Source organism: Georgenia sp. Z1344 (assembly GCF_049856295.1).
In the GTDB taxonomy this organism is placed as follows: domain Bacteria; phylum Actinomycetota; class Actinomycetes; order Actinomycetales; family Actinomycetaceae; genus JB111.
Genome location: NZ_JBNDMZ010000005.1, coordinates 63,298 through 82,739, shown reverse-complemented (window position 1 = coordinate 82,739; position 19,442 = coordinate 63,298). Strand labels below are relative to the sequence as shown.

The window sequence follows — 19,442 nt, the reverse complement described above, 5'->3', positions numbered from 1 at the left end:
TGCGGTCTCGGCGGCGATCCGCCTCGCCGTCACTCGACCTCGATGATCCCGCGCGCGCCCATCTCGGCGTCGACCATGTGGTGCGTGACGACCGTGTAGCTGCCGGGCTCGGCGAAGGAGAGCTCGACGAAGCCGCCCTGGGAGGGGCCGAGCGCGAGGGCCTGCGATCCCCCGTCGCCCGTGGAACCGCCGTCCCGCAGCAGGTAGTCGCCCTCGGTCCACACCGTGTCGAACTGGCCGCCGATGACGTGGAACGCGGTCGGCCGGTTCGGGCCCAGGTCCATCACCCAGAACCGGACGCGATCGCCGACCCGGGCCTCGAGCGGGTCGTGCAGGTACTGGTCGACGTACCCGTTGAAGGTCATCGCGCTCGGCCGCTGCGCGGCGAGGGCCTCGGTGTCGAGCGCGCCGCCCCCGGCGCCGAGGTAGAGCTCGGACTGGGAGATGACGTAGCTGCGGTCGACCTCCGGCAGTCCCTCCGGCTCGATGACCACCGTGCCCGCCATTCCCGAGGCGATGTGCTGCGAGGCCGGCGCCGTGCCGCAGTGGTACATCCACACCCCCGAGCGGTTCGCGGTGAAGGTGTAGGTCAGCGACTCGCCCGGCGCGATCGTGCGCATCGGGCCGTCCGGCGCCACCTCGGAGGCGTGGAAGTCGAGCGAGTGGCCCATGGTCCCCTCGTTGACGATGGTGATCTCGAACGTGTCGCCGACCCGGCCGTGGAGGGTCGGCCCCGGCGCGGAGCCGTCGAACGTCCACATCTGCTGGGTCACTCCGGGCGCCACCTCGATCACCTCCTCCGTCATCGACCACGTCTCCCGGTGCGTGACCGGGCCCTGGTCCTCCGGGAGCGGCTCGAGAGAGGCGTCGCGGGCCTCGAACTCCTCCGACGGGACAGCGGCGGGGTCGACGGTCGCGTTCTCCGACGCGTCGGAGGACGAGCCGTGCTCGCCGTGCGCGGCCGAGGAATCGGCGTCATCGCCCGTGGACGCGTCCACCACCCCGCCGGAGACGACGACGTCGAGGGTCATGCCCTGCTGCCGGTGACCGATGATCGAGCACCACCCCTCGAACGACTCCCCGACGACGCCGACCTCGAGCGTGGCGCTCTCGCCCGGTGCCAGGCGCGGGGTGGAGTGGCCGGTCGGCAGGACGAGGTCGTGGACCTGACCGGCGTCGGCATTGGTCACCTCGAGGATCAGCTCGGTGCCCGCCTCGACCTCGATGCGGTCCGGGGTGAAGGTCATCCCCTCGGCCACGACCTCGACGGTCTCCGTCCGCCCGTTGGCCGGGACCGAGGAGGCGGAGGCGGTGCCGAGCCCGGCCGCGGTGGGGTCGACGAGCACCCCCGCGACGACGACGCCGAGCACCGCGACGAGCACGCCCGCGAGCTGGGGGCGGTGCGAGGCGGAGGTGGCGGCGGGTGCGGGCGCGGCGCCGTCGGACATCGCGGAGAGCCCGACGCGTGCCGCGTCGGTCGTGCCGCCCGGGGCGGGGTCGGTGGGCGGCACCGCGGGGGTCGTCGTCGGGCCTGTCGCCGTCGGGCCGGTGTGCGCGCGACGCGCGGCGCGGACGGACCCGACCGTGACCGGGACGAACGCGGCCATCGCCACGAGGTAGGCGACCGAGGCGAGGACCCGGACCGCGGAGGGCACCGGGAGGACGCAGATGAGGAGCATGGCGTTGGCGACGCCCACCCGCAGCGCCGCCCCCCGGTCCATCGCCGCGTTCGCCGCGCGGGCCGACGCCGGGCCCCGGCTCAGCTGGACCGGCAGCAGGTAGGACATCGCGCCGATGAGCACCTGGGCACCCGTGCCGGCCGCGAGGTAGGGGGCGACCTCGTCGAGCGCGGCCGCGGCGGGCGCGAGGTCGCCGGGGATTCCGCGCAGCGCGCCGACGACCAGCCAGGTGAGGCACGCGAGCAGCCACAGGACGCCGGCGGCGACGGACCAGGCGGCGTACGTCGTCGGACGCTTGTGCACCACGGTGCGGACCATCCGGGCCACGGACCAGGCGGTGCCGACCGCGTAGCCGGCGAGGCCGAGCGCGAGGACCTCGGGCCGGCCGGTCAACGCCCCGGCGGCGGCCACGGCGAGCCCGCCGGCGAGGACAAGCAGCGAGCGACGGGCGACGGTGACGGCGCCGTCGAGCATGCGGGTGCGCAGGATCGTCGGCCACAGGGTGACGAGGGTGCCGAGGATCGTCAGCCCCATCCAGCCCAGGACGTTGACGAGGGCGTGCGCGAGGATGAGCCGGTCGTAGGTCTGCCCGGCCGGGTCGCGCGCGAGGAGCACGCCGAGCGTCGCCCCCACGCCGAGGAACGCGACGGCCGCCAGGTAGTACCGCACCGTGACCGCGAACCGGGACCCGAGCGCCCGGCGCAGCCGGACGGCGAGCGAGGCCCCGTGCCAGAGCACGGCGGCCGCGACGAGCGCGGCCCCGACGAGGACGAGCGCCCAGGTGTCCGTGAGGATCCCGGCCACGACGACGGCGGCACCCCCGTTGCTCAGAGCGAGCCGGAGGTCCTGCGCGCGGCGGTCGGTCCCGGCCCGCAGCAGCGCGGTGGCGAAGTACTCGCTCCACACGAGGATCGAGTGCGTGATCGCACCGAGGAAGAAGAGGTGGAGCATGAGCCAGCGCGGCGCCGGCACCCACGGGTGGACGAGGACGGCGACGACGAGTGCGGCGAGCCAGACGAGCGCGGGCAGGTCGCGCAGCGGGCGGAAGCCGCGCGCGGACGGGGATCTCACGGACGGGTCCTCTCGGACGTGCGGGGCGGGGCGGTGGTCCGCCCCGTGGTGAGGGCCGCGACCACGGCGACCAGGACGAAACCGAGGAGCGCGACGACCGTGGCCGTCGAGCCGATGCGATGGACCACGGTGAGGCCCATGCCGTCGCCGAGCCACACCCGCGCGAGCAGCCCGAGGTGGAGGAGACCCGCGGGCACCCACATGGCGCGGTGGTAGGGCAGCGGGCGGCGGACGACGGCGGGCAGGATGACGCTCGCGTGCGCCATCACCATGCTGAGCGCGAAGCCGACGAACACGCAGTGGATGACGGCGTCGTACGCGGCGTCGGCCGGCGGGCCGAGCAGCCAGATCGCCCCCGCGACCGCGAGCCAGGCGAACCCGGCGAGCATCGCGGCCGCCATGAAGCGGGGCTGACCCGGCCGGCGGACCATGCGCCGGGCGACGTCGTGGACCGCGAGCCAACCCGTGAGCCCGAGCGTCGCGGCTCCCGCGAGCGGGAACCCGACCGCGGGCCACAGCAGCGCGACCGCGCACGCCGCGGCGAGCGCGCCGACGAGCCCGACGAGCACCCGCCCGGCGCTGCGCGGCATGGCGACGCGGGCGAGCTCGAGCCGCTCGCCCCCGATCGTCGCGACGACGAAGACCGCCAGCCACAGGTGGAGCACCTCCATCCCGATGCCGCGGGCGCCGAGGATCGCGGCGCCGGCGGCGAGGACGGCCCCGAGGAGCTGGACGAGCACGGCGTCGTCCCGGGTGCGCCGCCACAGGGGCAGGTAGGTGACGGCCAGCGCGACGGCACCGGCCGCGAGGAGCAGGCGCCCCTCCGCGCGCCCGGCGAGCAGGGTGAGGCCGCCGGCCCCGAGCAGCGCGGGGGCCAGGTAGCCCCAGGCCCGGTCGAGCGCGACGGAACGCTCGAGCGCGATGACCGTGCCGAGGAAGCCGAGCGTCATCAGCCAGCCGTGCTCGTCGGCGAGCACCCCGGGCAGGTCGGGTGCGAGACCGAGCAGGGCGAGCGCGCCGCCGAGCCCCGCGAGCATCGCGAGGCCGCCAGGGAGGAGCAGGAGCGCGCGGGCCGGGAGCGGCCGGGCGGTCCGTGGGTGGGCGGCCGGCGGGGCCGGGGTCGTGCCGTCCGTCCCCGTGGTGCCCGGCCGGTCTGCCGGGGGCGGAGCGGCGCGCGTCGCGGTCTCGTCACTCATCGCTGCCGCCGACCCGCAGCACGCACGTCCCGGGGGAGGCGAACGGCTCGAGCGAGGTGGGCACGTCCCCGGCGCCCCGCGCCTCGAGCGCCCCGCGGACGAGCCCGTGGTGGACCGCGCACACCACCTCGGGCGTCTCGGCGGCGGCCTCGAGGAGCGGGCACGAGTGCAGCGTGACGCGCGGCGTGCCCGCCTCGTGCTGCGGCTCGTAGCCGAGCCGGCGCATGAGGTCGACGACGATCGCGGTCGGGGACGAGCGGGTCTCGTCGTCGGCGTTCGTCGCGTCGTCGGCCGGCTCGAGATCGGCCGCCCAGGCGCGACCCGCCTCGTGCGCGATCGATCCTGCGTCCGGCAGGCCGGTGAGCGAGCGCGCGAGGGCGGAGGCGAGACCGGCGTAGCCGGCGTCGTCGGGACGGGTGGGACGCCAGACCCACGGCGGCCGGCCCCGTCCGGTCGCGGTGCCGCGGGAGCGCTCGACCAGACCCTCGTCGAGCAGCGCCTCGAGGTGGCCGCGCACGGTGTTCTCGTGCAGGCCGGTGAACCGCGCGATCGCCGAGAGCCGGACGCCCCGGTTGCGGCGGACGAGCTCGAGCACCTGGGCGCGCGAGGGGGAGTGCGCGCGCCGGTTCTGCGTCCCGGACCCGGATGTATTTTCCACGGGGTTCATCGTAGTAAAGTTTGAGCACGTCACCTACCGAGGAGGAGCACGATGAAGTCACACGTCGAGATCGGCGCCGAGACCACGAGCCAGGGCGGGTGCGCCTGCGGACACCACGACGACGGTGCCCTGCCCGAGCTGGACGTCCAGCAGATCCCGCACGCCGTCCGGCACGGCGCGATCTTCGGCGCGCTCGGCCAGCTGCGCCCCGGGGGTGGGCTCGTCATCCGCGCGACCCACGACCCGATTCCGCTGCTCGACCAGCTCGAGCAGCGCGCGCCGGGGGAGTACGCCGTCAGCTACCGCGAGCGTGGCCCCGAGGAGTTCGTCCTCGAGCTCAGGCGGAGTCGGGAGGGCTGAGTCTCGACCGCCCACCGGCGCGTCCAGCCTCGTCCGCGTGCGGGTCGGCGAGCGTGCGGACGAGGAGTCAGAACGCGCCGGTCAGCCGCATGAGGACGAGGCTGGCGACCGCCACGACCGCCCAGAGCAGGCCGCCGAACGCGAGGGGTCGCCAGCCGGCCCGGCGGAACGCGGCGAGGTCGGTCTGCAGCCCGATCGCCGCGAGCGCCATCGTGATGAGGAACGCCGCGGCGTCCCCCGCGAACGGCTGGACCGAGCCGGGGATCACGCCGAGGGTCGTCAGCGCGGCCATGAGGAGGAACCCGACGAGGAACCACGGGACGAGCCCGACGACGCCGGCCACCGTGAGCCGCTCGACGCTCTCGCCTGCACCGGCCGCGGCGCGGCGCTCCCGGCGCTGCTCGCGCACCGCGAGCGTGACCGAGATGGGGATGATCATCAGTGTCCGCGCGAGCTTGACGACCACGGCGTAGCTCGTGGCCGCCGCCCCGAAGACGCTCGCCGCCGCGACGACCGAGGACGTGTCGTTGACGGCCGTGCCCGCGAACAGGCCGAACGTGTCGTCGGACATCCCCAGCGCGCGGCCGAGCGGCGGGAAGAGGAGGACGGCTGCCACGTTGAAGAGGAAGATCGTCGAGACCGCGTACGCGATGCTCGCTCCCTTGGCCCGAATGACTGGGGCGGTGGCCGCGATCGCCGACGCGCCGCAGATGCCGGTGCCGACCGTGATGAGCGTGCGGAGCTCGCCCGAGACCCCCAGCAGGCGGCCGAGCGGGGCGGCGGCGAGGAAGCAGATCGCCAGCGTCCCGAGCATGACGGGGAGCGTGTCGACGCCGACCTCCCACACCCGGCCGAGCGACATGCCGATGCCGAGCAGGACGACCGCGAGCTGGAGGACCCGCTTGGCGGACAGGGCGAGGCCCGGCGAGAGCACCGTGCCCGGCCTGCGCAGCTGACCGAGCGCGACGCCGATGACGACCCCCGCGACCGCGGAACCCACCACCGGCACGGCGCGCCCGACGAGCGTGGCGACCACCGCGATGGCGGCGGCGAGGGCGAGACCGGGCAGCTTCTCCCGAACGGTGTTGGACCGGGTGGCAGGCATGGTCGACAGGATGCGCCCGCCCGGCCGACCCGTGAGCGACGTGTCCGCGGACACGCGGGCTGACATCATCGGGGACGAGGCGCGGGCGCCGCGCCCGAGACGGAAGGAGCGTCGTGCCCGACCACGTCCCTGACCAGCTGGACCCCGCAGGGAGAGACCTGCGCGCCTACACCGACGAGCTACGACCGGACCACCCGGTCGTGCGTAACGACCGCGGGCAGTGGGTGCTCCTGCGGCACGGCGACGTCGTCGAGGCGGCGCGGGACGCCCAGCGGTTCTCGAGCGCGGTCTCCGCCCACCTGCAGGTGCCCAACGGCCTCGACGGCGACGAGCACCGAGCGGTCCGTGAGGCGACCGACCACTTCTTCTCGCCCGGCGAGCTGACCGGGCTCGAGCCGGTCCTGCGCACCATCGCCCGCGAGCTCGTGGCGGGCGTGGGGCCTGGGGAGAGCGTCGACGCCGTCGAGCTCGGTGCGCGGTTCGCCGTGCGCGCCCAGAGCGCGTGGCTCGGCTGGCCGGCGGAGCTCGAGGCGCCGCTCCTGGACTGGGTGGCCGAGAACCACGCCGCCACCCGCTCGCGAGACAGGGCGCGCACGGCCGCGGTGGCGGCGGCGTTCGACGAGATCATCGCCTCCGTGGTCGAGCCGCGGCGCGCGCTCGGCGATGAGGCGCCGGACGACGTGACGACGCGCCTCATGCACCAGGACGTCGCGGGCCGCGTCTTCAGCGACGACGAGATCACGTCGATCCTGCGGAACTGGACCGGGGGAGATCTCGGGTCGATCGCCCTGTGCGCCGGCGTCGTCGTCGCGTTCCTCGCCGCGGAGGAGAGGCACGTCGAGCATCTCCGTGCGGCGGACCCCGCCGAGCTCGAGTCCGCGATCGACGAGATCCTGCGGATCGACAACCCGTTCCTCTCCAACCGTCGGCGGACGGTATGCCCCGTGCGCGTCGGGGGCGCGGACATCCCGGCCGGGGACGTCGTCACGCTCCACTGGACGTCCGCCAACCGGGACGAGTCTGTGGTGGGCGATCCGGACCGGTTCGACCCGGAGGGCAACGCCGGGCACAACCTCGTCTACGGCACCGGCCCGCACGTCTGCCCGGGCCGGCCGCTCGCCACGATGGAGCTGCGCGTCCTCACCGAGGAGCTGCTCGCCCGGGGCGGGGCGATCACCTGGGCCGGCGAGCCCGAGCGGGAGACCGCACCGCTCGGCGGCTACCGCCGGGTTCCGGTCGTCCTCGGCTGACGGGGCGCACGGCAGTCCGCCCCGGGGCCGCGCGGGGCAGGTGGGTCAGATCGGCCGGATCACCCGCGCGGGGTTGCCCACGGCGACGACGCCGGCCGGCACGTCCTTCGTGACGACCGCGCCCGCGCCGATGACGGAGTCGTTCCCGATGGTGACGCCCGGGCAGACGATGACGCCCCCGCCGAGCCACACGTTGTCCTCGATCGTGATCGGCGCGGCGGCCTCGAGCTTTGCCCGGCGCGGCTCGGCCTCGACCGGGTGCGTGGGCGTGAGGAGCTGGACGTTCGGCCCGATGAGGCAGTCCTGCCCGATCGTCACGGCCGCCACGTCGAGCACCATGAGGTTGTAGTTGACGAACGAGCCCGCGCCGATCGAGACGTTGCTGCCGTAGTCGACGTAGAGCGGGGGCCGGACCTCGACGCCGTCGCCGACGTGGCCGAGGAGGCGGCGCAGCAGCTCCGGGGCGGTGCCGTCGGCCGCAGTGTGCGCCCGGTGGTAGGCCTCCTGGAGACGGCGGGCCTCCTCCTGGAGGCGTTCGAGCTCGGGGTCGTCGGCGATGTAGAGGTCTCCGGCGAGCATCCGCTCGCGGTTCGAGCGGGGGTCGCCGGCGAAGTGGTCGGCGGCCGCGTCCGGGGCGGGGTCGGGCGTCGTCACGACGACGAGCCTAGGCGAGGGCCCTGCGCGCCCGGAGCCCGTTCAGGACGAGCCAGACGATGAGGGCCACCTCGCCCACGAACGAGATCGTGCTGACCTCGAACGCGCCCGCGGGGCCGACCTGGGACACGACGGCGTCGACCACGTACCCGGCTCCCGCGACGACGACGAGCGCGGCGAGCCACCGCGGAGCCCCCGCGAGGCGCCACAGCAGGACTCCGACGCCGACCAGCGAGAGTCCGAAGACACCGAGGGCGAGGTCCCAGATCTGGTCGAACCGCTCGGCGTCCCCGGCGACCACGAGGCCGGCCGCGGCGTACCCGAGGACGAGGCCGTAGCCGATCCGCAGCGCGGCGGTGACGCGGGCGAGGCGACGACCGGCGGGCTCGAGCACGGGTACGAGGGCGAGCGCGACGACGACGTCGAGCGCGGCGACGACCAGCATGAGCCAACCGGCCACCGAGGTACGGCCGTCCGGGAGGAGGACGAACGTGGCGATCGGCGCGAGCGCCGCCATCGCGGTGAGGGCCGCGGCGGCGACGAGGGGCGGCCGTGCGGACCGGGGTGTGCGGGCCGTGCCGGGCGTGAGCGGCGGGGCGGCGCTGGACGGGGCGGGGGAGATGGGGGAGACGGGGGAGCTCGAGCGCATGTGTACTTAGTACACTATCGGTGGGTCGGCGACAAGAGGCTCGACCCGCGGGCGGTCGCGCCACCCCGGGCTCACGGGTGCGACGTGGTGTGCTGGCCCGAGATCGAGGGGTCGGCGAGGTGCGCAGGCGCGCGACGCGCACGGCCCGAGGTGGACGACGTGCGTGAGGGAGATGGAGGCCGTCATGGGGGACCGGACGAGCGCGGGGCGCCCCCGGGCCCGGCTGAGCCGGGAGCGGGTGGTGAGCGCCGGCGTCGGGCTCGCGGACCGGGACGGACTGGGCGCGCTGACGATGCGATCGCTCGCCGACGAGCTCGGCGTGCGGCCGATGGCCCTCTACCGGCACGTGGCGCACAAGGAGGAGCTGCTCGACGCCCTCGTCGACGCGGTCTTCGACGAGATCGTGCTCATGACGCCGGGGGAGGAATGGCGGGACGAGCTGACCCGGCGCTGCCGCTCGATGCGGGCGGCCCTCGGGCGGCACTCGTGGTCGCTCGCGCTCATGGAGACGCGCAGCAGCCCCGGACCCGCCACGCTCGAGCACCACGAGAACGTGCTCGAGGTGCTGCGGACCGCCGGGTTCTCGGTGCCGGCCACGGCCCATGCCTACGCGGTGGTCGACGCGTTCGTCTACGGCTTCGCGCTGCAGGAGGCCGAGCTCGCGGCGGCCGGCCTCGGCGAGGCGGAGCAGACGCTCAGCGGGATCCCGCTGGAGAAGGCGCCCCGGATGGCGGAGCTCGCCCAGGAGCACGTTCTCGCTCCCGGCTACGACTTCGGCGACTCGTTCGAGGTCGGCCTGACGATCGTGCTCGACGGGCTCGAACGGCTGCGCCACGAGTTGTAGGGACTGCGTCGCAGGGCATGGACGAGAACGGCCCCTGAGCAGCGTGTCCGCTGATCAGGGGCCGTGTCCTACGGGTGGGCGATACTGGGTTCGAACCAGTGACCTCCTCGGTGTGAACGAGGCGCTCTACCACTGAGCCAATCGCCCGCGCCCTGCCGCTCGCGCGACGGGGACGGTCGTCAACTCTATCCGATCGACGGCCCTGATCACGACCTCGACGGACGTGACAGCGTTCACCCTCCAGACAGGCCCGGTTGGTTTGAGTTTTGCCGGGACCGATGGTTAAAGTTCTGGTCGCACGAGGGGCTGCCACGCGGCCCTGGTGCGATGCGGATGTGGCTCAGGGGTAGAGCATCACCTTGCCAAGGTGAGGGTCGCGGGTTCGAATCCCGTCATCCGCTCGGAGGTCCCACCACCACGTGGGAGCATGTCCCCGAGAGGGGGCATGGACCTCATGGTGGCGTGGCCGAGAGGCGAGGCAGCGGCCTGCAAAGCCGTACACACGGGTTCGAATCCCGTCGCCACCTCGGGCGATTGGCGCAGCGGTAGCGCGCTTCCCTGACACGGAAGAGGTCACTGGTTCGATCCCAGTATCGCCCACCGGACGAAGCCCCCGACCAGCAGGTCGGGGGCTTCGCTGTTCCCCGCCGAGTGCCCCTCAGATGCCGTTGAGGGAGCCGCATGACGATCGTCACCCTGCGCCCGTGGCGCCCCGACGACGGCCCCGTAGGCCGTCTGGAGGCCTCGAGCGACGGCCCCGTGGGCCGTCAGGAGTCCTCGAGGATCGACGGGTCGTACCGCACGTCGTCGGCGGAGTCGACCCCGAGCTCGTCGAGCGTGATCTCGCGGACGATGATCCGCAGCCAGTTCATCTCGCACTCGAACTGCTCGTCCGGCTCCGTGGGTGCGACGGCGTGGCCGGCGATCGCTCCCGTCCCGTCGGTGACCACGCGGAGGGACTCGTCGCAGATCGGCTGGGCGTAGGTGAGGACGACGGAGGTGTCGAAGTCGACGTCCGCGGTCAGGGTCTCGGTCTCGATCTCGGGGGACGGGAGGCCGTCGAGCCATGCGTCGTACTCGTCCTGGGTCCGGATGAGGGCGGTGATCTCGTCGACGGGGACGTCGCCGATCGGGTCGGGCTCCTCGCTCCAGCCGCCGACGCCGGTCCCGACCGAGGTCAGGCTCTCGGGCTCCGTCGACGCGGTCCCGGTGGGGTCCGCGACGTCGTCGCCGCATGCTGCGAGCACGAGCACGGCCCCGACGACGCCGAGCGTCGCGAGCCTCGTGCGGAGTGGCCGCCCGTCCGTCGTCGTGGCCCTCGCCGGTCGCGTCGTCATCCAGCTCCCCGTTCGTCGTGTCCCTGCCGCCCCGATCGTCCCCCGAGTTCACCGGCTCGCGCGGGCGATATGCACGGGTACTGCTCCCCGGGCGTCGGTAGCATGGGACGGCACCCGTCCCCGTTCCTAGGAGCCCCGCATGTCTGCAGCGCCCGTGTCCGTCCGCCTCGACGACGAGCTGCTCGAGGTGACCACGGGGACGACGGGTGCCGACCACTTCGCGGACCGTCGCGACGTCGTCGCCCTGCGGGTGGACGGGGAGCTGCGCGACCTCGCCACCGACCTCGGGACGCTGCCGGACGGCGCCGTCGTCGAGGGCGTGACGATCGACAGCCCGGACGGACTCTCGATCCTGCGGCACTCCGCGGCCCACGTGCTCGCCCAGGCGGTCCAGCAGGTCAACCCGGCGGCCCGCCTCGGCGTGGGCCCGCCGATCACGGACGGCTTCTACTACGACTTCGACGTCGACGAGCCCTTCACGCCCGAGCAGCTCAAGGAGCTCGAGAAGGTGATGGGGCGCATCGTCAAGGAGGGGCAGAGCTTCGTCCGGCGCGTCGTCACCCTCGACGAGGCGAACGCCGAGCTGGCCGGGGAGCCGTACAAGCTCGAACTCGTCGCGCTCGCCGGCGGACCCGGCTCGGGCGGGGCCGCCGAGGACGGCACCCAGGTGGCCGAGGGCGCGAGCGTCGAGGTCGGCGGCGCCGAGCTGACGATCTACGACAACGTGCGCCGCGGGGGAGAGGTGGCCTGGGGCGACCTGTGCCGGGGCCCGCACCTGCCGAGCACGAAGCTCATCGGCAACGGCTTCAAGCTCATGCGCTCGGCCGCCGCGTACTGGCGCGGCTCGGAGAAGAACCCGCAGCTCCAGCGCATCTACGGCACCGCGTGGCCGACGAAGCCCGAGCTCACCGCCTACCTCGACCGGCTCGCCGAGGCGGAGCGTCGCGACCACCGCCGGCTCGGCTCCGAGCTCGACCTGTTCTCCTTCCCGGACGAGATCGGGTCCGGCCTGCCGGTGTTCCACCCCAAGGGCGCGATGATCCGCATGGAGATGGAGGAGTACTCGCGCCGCCGCCACGTCGAGGCCGGCTACTCGTTCGTCCAGACCCCGCACATCACGAAGAAGAACCTCTTCGAGACCTCCAAGCACCTTGAGTGGTACGCCGACGGCATGTACCCGCCGATGCACATCGACGAGGAGGTCGGCGCCGACGGTCAGGTGACCAAGCAGGGCCAGGACTACTACCTCAAGCCGATGAACTGCCCGATGCACAACCTCGTCTACCGCTCGCGCGGCCGCTCGTACCGCGAGCTGCCCATGCGGCTGTTCGAGTTCGGGCACGTGTACCGGTACGAGAAGTCCGGCGTGGTCCACGGCCTCACCCGGGCGCGCGGCTTCACCCAGGACGACGCGCACATCTACACCACGCGCGAGCAGATGAAGGAGGAGCTGTCCGGTCTGCTCACCTTCGTCCTCGACCTGCTGAAGGACTACGGGCTCGACGACTTCTACCTCGAGCTCTCGACCCGCAACCCGGAGAAGTCGGTCGGCGACGAGCAGACCTGGGAGGACGCGACCCGCACGCTCGCCGAGGTCGCGACCGAGTCCGGTCTCCAGCTCGTCGACGACCCGGGCGGCGCCGCGTTCTACGGCCCGAAGATCTCGGTCCAGGCCAAGGACGCGATCGGCCGCACCTGGCAGCTGTCCACCATTCAGCTCGACTTCTTCGAGCCCGAGCTGTTCGAGCTCGAGTACACGGCCGGCGACGGCTCGCGGCAGCGCCCGGTGATGATCCACCGCGCCCTGTTCGGCTCGATCGAGCGGTTCTTCGGTGTCCTGCTCGAGCACTACGCCGGCGCCTTCCCGGCCTGGCTCTCCCCGGTCCAGGTCCTCGGCATCCCCGTGGCGGAGGCCTTCGAGGGGCACCTGTCCTCGGTGGCGGACAAGCTCCGCGCCGAGGGGGTCCGGGTCGACCTCGACCTGTCCGACGACCGGTTCGGCAAGAAGATCCGCAACGCCGCCAAGGTCAAGGCCCCGTTCGTCCTCATCGCCGGCGGCGAGGACGAGGAGGCCGGGGCGGTCTCCTTCCGCTACCGCGACGGCAGCCAGCGCAACCAGGTCCCCGTCGACGAGGCCGTGGCCGAGATCGTCGCCCACATCCGCTCTCGCGTGAACGCCGACCCGGCGGCACCGCAGGACGCCTCGGAGGACGCCTCCGCCGACGCCGGGGCCCCGGCGGGAGCCTGAGCCGATCGTGAGCGCCGACCAGGTCGAGGACCCGCTGGACCAGCCCGGCGTGCCCGACGCCCTCCAGCGGCTGTGGACGCCGCACCGGATGGTCTACGTCGGCGACACCGGCGGTGACGTGCGTCCGCGCACCGGGGAGTCGGCGGCGTGCCCGTTCTGCGCGACACCCACCCGCGACGACGCCGACGGGCTCGTCGTCCACCGGGGCGAGCACGCGTACGTCGTGCTCAACCTCTTCCCGTACAACCCCGGCCACCTGCTCGTGTGCACCTACCGGCACGTCGCCGACCTCACCGACCTCACGGTCGCCGAGCGGGACGAGATCGGCCGACTCTCGGCGCGCGCGATGCGGGTCGTACGCGGCGTGTCCTCGCCGGCCGGCTTCAACCTCGGGATGAACCAGGGCGCGGTCGCGGGGGCGGGCATCGCCGCGCACATCCACCAGCACGTGGTGCCCCGGTGGGCCGGCGACGCCAACTTCCTGCCGATCGTCGCCCGCACCAAGGCCGTGCCCCAGCTGCTGTCCGAGACCCGCACCCTGCTCGCGGACGCCTGGGACGACGAGGCGTACGACGACGAACAGCCCGACGACGACCCGCGGACGTCCGCCGATCCGCCTCGATCAGGACCGAGGCCCTGATGCTGTCCTCGAGCGGCCGTGGGATCACGGAGGCGATGCTGGCTCCGGTCACCCGGGCGCTCGTGCGTCGCCGGGTACCGGCCACGGCCGTCACCGTGACCGGCGGGGCGCTGACCGTCGCGATCACCCTCGCGCTCATCCCGACCGGCCACCTGTGGATCGGCGCGCTCGTGCTCGGCGTCGTCGTGCTCGTCGACTCCCTCGACGGCCAGGTCGCGCGCGCCACGGGGACCGTGTCGCCCTTCGGCGCGTTCGTCGACGCGACGACCGACCGGCTCGTCGACGGCGTGCTGCTCGGGTCGATCGTGGTCTACGCGCTCCGGCACGTCCCCGGCGAGCAGGGCGACGCCCTGGTGGTCGCCGCGCTCGCCGCTCTCGTCGCCGACCAGCTCGTGCCGTACACGAAGGCCCGGGGCGAGGCCGAGGGCTTCGCGGTGGGCGGCGGGCTCGCCGAGCGCGCCGACCGGCTCGTGCTCGTCCTCGCCGGCGTCCTCGTGCACGGGCTCGGTGCGCCCGCCTGGGTCCTGACGACGGTCCTCGCACTGACGGCGCTGGCGTCCCTCGTCACCGCCGGGCAGCGGGTCGCCCAGGTGCGCGCGCAGGCCCGTCGGTCCACGGAGGCCTCGTGAGCCTCGACCCCATCCGGCTGCTCCCCGCGGCCGCGCGGCTGGTGGCGCGCACGCCGGAACCGGTCGTCGACCGGATCGTCGGCGCCGCGGGCAGCCTTGCCGGCTCCCTGCCGTCGGAGCGCACGCGCCGCATCGCCGCCCACACCGCGCGCCTGCGCCCCGACCTCACCCCGCCCCAGCTCCGCCGCGCCGTCCGGGCCAACATGCGCGGGTACCTGCGTTACTTCGCCGAGGCACTCACGCTCGGCCGACTGACCGACGAGCAGGTCCTCGCCCGGTTCCGCGCGGTCCACCGGGAGAACGTCCAGCCGACCTTCGACGCCGGCCGACCGGTCGTCGCCGCCCTTCTGCACGCGGGCAACTGGGACCTCGCCGGCGCCTGGTCCTGCCTCGCGATGGCGCCGGTGCTCACCGTCGCCGAGCGGCTGCAGCCCGACGCCCTGCACGAGCAGTTCGTCCGCCTGCGCACCGAGCTCGGCATGACGATCGTCGTCGATGACGGGTCACCGGTCCTGCCCCGGCTCACCGAGCTGGCGCCGACCCGGCCCCACCTGGTCCCGTTGCTCGCCGACCGGGACCTCGGCCGCACGGGCGTCGAGGCCGAGGTGGCCGGGCGGCCCGTCCTCGTCGCCGCCGGTCCCGCGGCCCTGGCCCTCGCGCTCGACGCCCCGCTCGTCGTCATCACCATCCGTCACGAGCGGCTCGACGGCGAGCGGGCGCGGCGCGCCGGCTCGCGGTGGGGGATCGTCACCGAGTTCAGCGCTCCGGTCGAGGTGCCGGGGATCGCCCCCGGGCGGTCCGCGGCCTGTTCCGGTGCCGGCGGCGGAGCGGGCACGCGGCCGGGCACCGCCGCCGCGGTGCGGACGCCCGGACACGCCGAGGAGGCGGCCGCCGGCTCCTCGCCGACCAGGCCCGTCGACCGCGCCGACGTCGTCGCGCTGACCCGCGCGTGGGTCGAGGTGGCGGAGCCGTTCCTGCTCCGGCACCCCGAGCAGTGGCACATGCTCCAGCGGGTCTTCGTCGAGGACCTCGACGCCGAACGGCTCGCCGCCGGACGCGCGCGGGAGGCACGGGCCGCCGGCGGTCTCGCGTGAGGATCGGCATCGCGCACCCGTACGACGTCGCGCACCCCGGCGGGGTCGACGTGCACGTCCGCCAGCTCGCCGCCGCGCTGCGCTCCCGCGGCCACGAGGTCGTCACCTTCGCGCCGGGTCGCCGGCCGCGAGGCACGGACGAGCAGGTCGCCGGCCGGTCGCTGCCGGTCCGCTTCAACGGCTCCGTGGCGAATGTGGCCCCGCACCCGGCCGCCGCGCGGCGCGCCCGCCGCTGGGTGCGGGAGAGCGGGCTCGACGTGCTCCACGTCCACGAGCCGACCGTCCCCTCGGCGTCGGCCTTCGCCCTGCGCGCGGCCCGGGCCGAGGGGATCCCGGTCGTCGCCACGTTCCACGCCGCGATCGACAGCGTCGACCGCCTCGGGCCGCTGGCCGCTCTCCAGCGCCGGCACCTGCGCGGGATCGCCGCCCGGATCGCCGTGTCCGAGGAGGCCGCCCGGACCCAGAGCCGTTGGCTGGGGGCGGAGTGCGAGGTCGTGCCCAACGGCCTCGACGTCGCCGCGTTCCGGCCGGGCGCCGGGGGCAACGACGACGAGCGTCGTGCAGTTTCGCATCCGCATCCGCATCCGCATCCGCGTCCCGCCCCGGACGGGGGTGGCGCCCCGTCCTACGGCGACGCGCCGGTCCGCGGTCCGCGCGTGCTCTTCCTCGGCCGCGCGGGCGAGCCGCGCAAGGGGTTCCGCGTCCTCGCCGAGGCGTGGCCGCGGATCCTGGCCGCCCACCCGGGGGCCACCCTCGTCGTCGCGGGCCCAGGCGGCGACCGGGCCGTCGAGGCGTTGGCCAGTCGCCTCGACCCGGGGCACGGCGGCGACGGCACGACCGGCACCACCGGCACGGCCGACACCGCCGGAACGGCCGCCGCCGCGCGCGTCGACGTCCGGGGCCGCGTGAGCGAGGACGAGAAGGTCCGGCTCCTGCGGGGCGCCGACGTGTTCGTCGCCCCGCACACCGGGGGCGAGAGCTTCGGGATCGTCCTGCTCGAGGCGATGGCGGCCAGGGCACCCGTCGTCGCCACGGACCTGCCGGCCTTCACGGCGATCCTCGGGGCGCACCCCGCCCCGCTCGGGCTCCTCGCCCGCCGCGACGACCCGGCCGATCTCGCCGACCGCGTCGGCGAGGCGTTGTCGGAGCGCACCGCGGCCCTCGAGCGCGCCGCCCGGGCCGCCCGGGCGGTCGAACGGTACGACTGGTCCGTCGTCGCCGCCCGCGTCGAGGAGGTCTACCGCCGGGTCGTGGGCACCCCCGGCGAGACCTCCCCGCCCCGGTCGTCGGACGGAGACCCGGGTCCCTCGTAGGGTGTCCCGGTGAGTCAGCACATGGGCATCGCGCCAGGTCCCGGGTCCTACGGTCCGCCACCCGCCGCCTGGCCCGTCCCGCGTCGCCGCTCCCGCGCCTTCACCGTCACCGAGATCGTCGCCGTCGCGATCGCCGTCGGGGGACTGGCGTGGATCCTGCCGCGCCTCGTCGGCGGCGCCTCGGGTCCCGGCCAGATCCTCGTGGCCGTCGCCCTCGCGATCGTCCCGTTCGTCGCGATCCTCCTCCTCGTGCGGTGGATCGACGCGTGGGAGCCGGAGCCGCGCGGTCTCCTCATCGTCGCCGTGGCCTGGGGCGCAGGCGTCGCCACCGCGGTCGCAGCGACCGGCAACTCGCTGTTCCAGGTGGTCGTCGCCGAGGACCAGGGCCTCGAGCGTGCGGCGGCCCTCACGGCCGTCGTCAGCGCCCCGCTCACCGAGGAGTCGATGAAGGGTCTCGGGCTCGTCGTCGTCGTGCTCCTCGGGCGCGGCCAGTTCCACGGACTCGTCGACGGCGTCGTCTACTCGCTCGCCGTCGGCTCAGGATTCGCCGCCGTGGAGAACATCCAGTCCTTCCTCACCTACTGGGACTCGATCACCGCGGTCTTCGTCCAGCGCGGGCTGATGACCCCGTTCGCCCACCCGATGTTCACCGTGTGCATGGGCCTCGCGCTCGGCATCGCCTCGCAGTCCGACCGGCCCGGGCGCTGGCTGCTCGTGATTCCGGGCTGGATCGCGTCGGTGGTGCTGCACGGGTTGTGGAACTACACCTCGGTGAGCGGTTCCTTCTTCCAGGTGTTCGTCTCGTTCCAGATCCCCCTCTTCGGCGCATTCATCGCCCTCGTGCTGTGGCTGCGTCACCGGGAGCGACGCGCGATCGAGTCCGGGCTGCGCGACTACGCCGCCGCCGGGTGGTTCGCCCCGTTCGAGGTCCAGATGCTCACGTCCACCGGGGCCCGGAAGAACGCCGTGCGCTGGGCGGGCGGACGGGGGAACCCCCAGCGCAGCGCGATGATCGACTTCCAGCAGGCCGCCGTGGAGCTGGCGCTGGGCCGACGCCGTGCGCGCGCCGGACGCCAGGGGCGCGACCACCAGGCCAAGGAGTCCGCCCTCCTCCGGCGCGCCGTGGCCGACCGGGCGGTGTTCCTCCGTGGCTGATCACGAGCCTGCCGCCGACCTCCCCCCGGCCGACCTCGGTGAGGAGTGGGTGCCGGGTCCCGACGGCATCCCGTTCCGGCGCGGTGCCCGGGTCCTCCTGCTCGACGACGACGGCGCGCTCCTGCTGGTCGAGGGGCACGACGGCGACGACGACGACCACCGCTGGTGGTTCACCGTCGGCGGCGGAATCGCGACCGGCGAGGACGACCGCACGGCTGCCGTCCGCGAGGTGCGCGAGGAGTCGGGCCTGACGGTGGCGGCCGAGGACCTGCTCGGCCCGGTGGCCACGAGGAGCGCGACGTTCCGGTTCGTGCGCCGCACCGTGCGCCAGGACGAGGTCTTCTTCGTCGCACGCGTCCCGGGCCGGCGACCGGGCACGGACGAGGCCGGCTGGACCGAGCTCGAGCGCGACGTCCTCGACCAGATGCGCTGGTTCAGCCCCGACGAGCTCGACGCTCTCGTGGCCGGCGGCGCCACCGTCTACCCGAGCGAGCTCCCCGACCTCCACCGCCGCGTGGCCTCGGGCTGGGACGGGTCGCAGCCGCACCTCGTCCAGGACGACTGAGCGACCAGGACTCACTGACGGCCGCGTCCCGGTGACGTGGACGGCTGGCACGCACGACGGACGGTGCCCCGGACCGCGCGCCGCCGCGCGGCGGACCGGCGTCGGGTGCCAGGTACGATGCCCGACGGACCAGGCGCCGACGACGCTCGGTGACGACAGCTCACCGGCCGCGGACCAGCAGCGAGAGCCGAGCGAGGGAGACACGATGTCGGGACACTCCAAGTGGGCGACGACCAAGCACAAGAAGGCCGCGATCGACGCCAAGCGCGGCAAGCTCTTCGCGCGCCTCATCAAGAACATCGAGGTGGCCGCCCGCACGGGTGGCGGTGACCCGGCCGGCAACCCCACGCTGTTCGACGCGATCCAGAAGGCGAAGAAGAACTCCGTCCCCGGGGACAACATCACCAACGCCGTCAAGCGCGGCTCCGGCGAGCTCGCGGGCGGCGCCGACTACGAGACGATCATGTACGAGGGCTACGCACCCGGCGGAGTGGCCCTGCTCGTCGAGTGCCTGACGGACAACAAGAACCGCGCGGCCTCGGACGTCCGCGTCGCCTTCACCCGCAACGGCGGCAACCTCGCCGACCCGGGCTCGGTCGCGTACCTGTTCAACCGGCGCGGCGTCGTCGTCGTGCCCAAGGCCGAGGGCGTGACCGAGGACGACGTCCTCGCGGCCGTGCTCGACGCGGGGGCGGAGGAGGTCACCGACCAGGGCGAGAGCTTCGAGATCCTCTCCGAGGCGACGGACGTCGTCGCCGTGCGGACCGCCCTCGTCGACGCGGGCCTCGACTACGACTCGGCCGAGTCGCAGTTCGTCCCGTCGATGGAGGTCACGGTCGACGCCGAGGGCGCGCAGAAGGTCATGCGGCTGATCGACGCGCTCGACGACCTCGACGACGTGCAGAACGTCAGCTCCAACGTCGACATCCCCGACGAGGTGCTCGCCGAGCTCGACACGGAGGACTGAGCCGTCCGCGGCACGTCGGAGGTCGCGC

The 19,442-nt window shown here is 74.1% G+C and carries 18 protein-coding genes and 4 tRNA genes; 14 read left to right on the top strand and 8 right to left on the bottom strand.

What is annotated here, in order from left to right; translation table 11 throughout:
* Window positions 1-29: 29 nt before the first annotated feature.
* From ACPYO6_RS06675 to ACPYO6_RS06665, 3 genes are read right to left on the bottom strand one after another with little or no spacing between them, the layout of a single operon-like run.
* A complete protein-coding gene (locus ACPYO6_RS06675; protein WP_425714115.1) occupies window positions 30-2,750 on the bottom strand; it encodes a multicopper oxidase domain-containing protein in 2,721 nt (906 codons plus the stop codon).
* Window positions 2,747-3,946, bottom strand: coding sequence for a hypothetical protein (locus tag ACPYO6_RS06670; protein ID WP_425714114.1), 1,200 nt, complete (start codon window positions 3,944-3,946; stop codon window positions 2,747-2,749). The genes ACPYO6_RS06675 and ACPYO6_RS06670 overlap by 4 nt, the downstream gene beginning before the upstream one ends.
* Window positions 3,939-4,604, bottom strand: coding sequence for a helix-turn-helix transcriptional regulator (locus ACPYO6_RS06665; RefSeq protein WP_425714113.1), 666 nt, complete (start codon window positions 4,602-4,604; stop codon window positions 3,939-3,941). The genes ACPYO6_RS06670 and ACPYO6_RS06665 overlap by 8 nt, the downstream gene beginning before the upstream one ends.
* Before the next feature lie 51 nt (window positions 4,605-4,655).
* Here ACPYO6_RS06665 and ACPYO6_RS06660 point away from each other — a divergent pair, with 51 nt between their 5' ends.
* Window positions 4,656-4,964 carry a DUF2249 domain-containing protein gene (locus tag ACPYO6_RS06660; protein ID WP_425714112.1) on the top strand — a complete coding sequence of 103 codons (309 nt, stop codon included), beginning with the start codon at window positions 4,656-4,658 and terminating at the stop codon, window positions 4,962-4,964.
* A 67-nt stretch (window positions 4,965-5,031) separates the two neighbouring features.
* On the opposite strand, the gene ACPYO6_RS06655 is transcribed toward ACPYO6_RS06660, so the two are convergent.
* Complete coding sequence (locus tag ACPYO6_RS06655; RefSeq protein ID WP_425714111.1) at window positions 5,032-6,069, bottom strand: YeiH family protein; 1,038 nt, start codon at window positions 6,067-6,069, stop codon at window positions 5,032-5,034.
* Between the two features lie 113 nt (window positions 6,070-6,182).
* Here ACPYO6_RS06655 and ACPYO6_RS06650 point away from each other — a divergent pair, with 113 nt between their 5' ends.
* Window positions 6,183-7,319 carry a cytochrome P450 gene (locus tag ACPYO6_RS06650; protein ID WP_425714110.1) on the top strand — a complete coding sequence of 379 codons (1,137 nt, stop codon included), beginning with the start codon at window positions 6,183-6,185 and terminating at the stop codon, window positions 7,317-7,319.
* A 45-nt stretch (window positions 7,320-7,364) separates the two neighbouring features.
* Here the strand turns inward: ACPYO6_RS06650 and ACPYO6_RS06645 are convergent, their stop codons facing one another.
* On the bottom strand, window positions 7,365-7,898 hold the full coding sequence (locus tag ACPYO6_RS06645) for a sugar O-acetyltransferase (protein WP_425714238.1): 534 nt from the start codon (window positions 7,896-7,898) through the stop codon (window positions 7,365-7,367).
* Window positions 7,899-7,983: 85 nt separating this feature from the next.
* Complete coding sequence (locus ACPYO6_RS06640; RefSeq protein ID WP_425714109.1) at window positions 7,984-8,622, bottom strand: DUF4386 family protein; 639 nt, start codon at window positions 8,620-8,622, stop codon at window positions 7,984-7,986.
* Window positions 8,623-8,794: 172 nt separating this feature from the next.
* Between ACPYO6_RS06640 and ACPYO6_RS06635 the strand changes: the two genes are divergently transcribed.
* The gene (locus ACPYO6_RS06635; protein WP_425714237.1) at window positions 8,795-9,466 is read left to right on the top strand and encodes a TetR/AcrR family transcriptional regulator C-terminal domain-containing protein; all 672 of its coding nucleotides are present in this window, start codon (window positions 8,795-8,797) and stop codon (window positions 9,464-9,466) included.
* Window positions 9,467-9,541: 75 nt separating this feature from the next.
* Here ACPYO6_RS06635 and ACPYO6_RS06630 read toward each other — a convergent pair.
* Window positions 9,542-9,613, bottom strand: a tRNA-Val gene (locus tag ACPYO6_RS06630).
* 182 nt (window positions 9,614-9,795) lie between these two features.
* Between ACPYO6_RS06630 and ACPYO6_RS06625 the strand changes: the two genes are divergently transcribed.
* The 3 genes from ACPYO6_RS06625 (at window position 9,796) to ACPYO6_RS06615 (ending at window position 10,066) form a co-directional block, all read left to right on the top strand.
* Window positions 9,796-9,867 (top strand) — tRNA-Gly (locus ACPYO6_RS06625).
* A 55-nt stretch (window positions 9,868-9,922) separates the two neighbouring features.
* Window positions 9,923-9,993: transfer RNA gene (locus tag ACPYO6_RS06620), tRNA-Cys, on the top strand.
* 1 nt (window position 9,994) lies between these two features.
* Window positions 9,995-10,066: transfer RNA gene (locus ACPYO6_RS06615), tRNA-Val, on the top strand.
* Between the two features lie 167 nt (window positions 10,067-10,233).
* On the opposite strand, the gene ACPYO6_RS06610 is transcribed toward ACPYO6_RS06615, so the two are convergent.
* Window positions 10,234-10,803, bottom strand: a complete 570-nt coding sequence (locus tag ACPYO6_RS06610; RefSeq protein ID WP_425714108.1) for a hypothetical protein — start codon at window positions 10,801-10,803, stop codon at window positions 10,234-10,236.
* A 139-nt stretch (window positions 10,804-10,942) separates the two neighbouring features.
* Between ACPYO6_RS06610 and thrS the strand changes: the two genes are divergently transcribed.
* From thrS to ACPYO6_RS06570, 8 genes are all read left to right on the top strand, one after another.
* Window positions 10,943-13,051, top strand: coding sequence for a threonine--tRNA ligase (gene thrS, locus ACPYO6_RS06605; protein WP_425714107.1), 2,109 nt, complete (start codon window positions 10,943-10,945; stop codon window positions 13,049-13,051).
* Window positions 13,052-13,058: 7 nt separating this feature from the next.
* Entirely contained in the window at window positions 13,059-13,691 is a 633-nt protein-coding gene (locus ACPYO6_RS06600) for an HIT family protein (RefSeq protein ID WP_425714106.1), read from the top strand.
* Entirely contained in the window at window positions 13,691-14,320 is a 630-nt protein-coding gene (gene pgsA, locus ACPYO6_RS06595) for a phosphatidylinositol phosphate synthase (RefSeq protein ID WP_425714105.1), read from the top strand. The genes ACPYO6_RS06600 and pgsA overlap by 1 nt, the downstream gene beginning before the upstream one ends.
* Window positions 14,317-15,414, top strand: a complete 1,098-nt coding sequence (locus ACPYO6_RS06590) for a phosphatidylinositol mannoside acyltransferase (RefSeq protein ID WP_425714104.1) — start codon at window positions 14,317-14,319, stop codon at window positions 15,412-15,414. The genes pgsA and ACPYO6_RS06590 overlap by 4 nt, the downstream gene beginning before the upstream one ends.
* A complete protein-coding gene (locus ACPYO6_RS06585; RefSeq protein WP_425714103.1) occupies window positions 15,411-16,727 on the top strand; it encodes a glycosyltransferase family 4 protein in 1,317 nt (438 codons plus the stop codon). The genes ACPYO6_RS06590 and ACPYO6_RS06585 overlap by 4 nt, the downstream gene beginning before the upstream one ends.
* A gap of 9 nt (window positions 16,728-16,736) precedes the next feature.
* Window positions 16,737-17,882 carry a PrsW family intramembrane metalloprotease gene (locus tag ACPYO6_RS06580; protein ID WP_425714102.1) on the top strand — a complete coding sequence of 382 codons (1,146 nt, stop codon included), beginning with the start codon at window positions 16,737-16,739 and terminating at the stop codon, window positions 17,880-17,882.
* Window positions 17,875-18,447 (top strand): NUDIX hydrolase, encoded by a 573-nt coding sequence (locus ACPYO6_RS06575; protein ID WP_425714101.1) that lies wholly within the window; start codon window positions 17,875-17,877, stop codon window positions 18,445-18,447. Before ACPYO6_RS06580 ends, ACPYO6_RS06575 begins: the two co-directional genes overlap by 8 nt.
* 205 nt (window positions 18,448-18,652) lie before the next feature.
* Complete coding sequence (locus tag ACPYO6_RS06570; RefSeq protein WP_425714100.1) at window positions 18,653-19,414, top strand: YebC/PmpR family DNA-binding transcriptional regulator; 762 nt, start codon at window positions 18,653-18,655, stop codon at window positions 19,412-19,414.
* Window positions 19,415-19,442 lie beyond the last annotated feature (28 nt).

Bases quoted from the DNA above. Each gene is read 5' to 3' on its own strand.
- ACPYO6_RS06640 (WP_425714109.1), bottom strand. From the start codon at position 8,622: ATGCGCTCGAGCTCCCCCGTCTCCCCCATCTCCCCCGCCCCGTCCAGC.
- ACPYO6_RS06570 (WP_425714100.1), top strand. From the start codon at position 18,653: ATGTCGGGACACTCCAAGTGGGCGACGACCAAGCACAAGAAGGCCGCG.
- pgsA (WP_425714105.1), top strand. From the start codon at position 13,691: ATGCTGTCCTCGAGCGGCCGTGGGATCACGGAGGCGATGCTGGCTCCG.
- ACPYO6_RS06670 (WP_425714114.1), bottom strand. From the start codon at position 3,946: ATGAGTGACGAGACCGCGACGCGCGCCGCTCCGCCCCCGGCAGACCGG.
- ACPYO6_RS06610 (WP_425714108.1), bottom strand. From the start codon at position 10,803: ATGACGACGCGACCGGCGAGGGCCACGACGACGGACGGGCGGCCACTC.
- thrS (WP_425714107.1), top strand. From the start codon at position 10,943: ATGTCTGCAGCGCCCGTGTCCGTCCGCCTCGACGACGAGCTGCTCGAG.
- ACPYO6_RS06660 (WP_425714112.1), top strand. From the start codon at position 4,656: ATGAAGTCACACGTCGAGATCGGCGCCGAGACCACGAGCCAGGGCGGG.
- ACPYO6_RS06645 (WP_425714238.1), bottom strand. From the start codon at position 7,898: ATGCTCGCCGGAGACCTCTACATCGCCGACGACCCCGAGCTCGAACGC.
- ACPYO6_RS06635 (WP_425714237.1), top strand. From the start codon at position 8,795: ATGGAGGCCGTCATGGGGGACCGGACGAGCGCGGGGCGCCCCCGGGCC.
- ACPYO6_RS06655 (WP_425714111.1), bottom strand. From the start codon at position 6,069: ATGCCTGCCACCCGGTCCAACACCGTTCGGGAGAAGCTGCCCGGTCTC.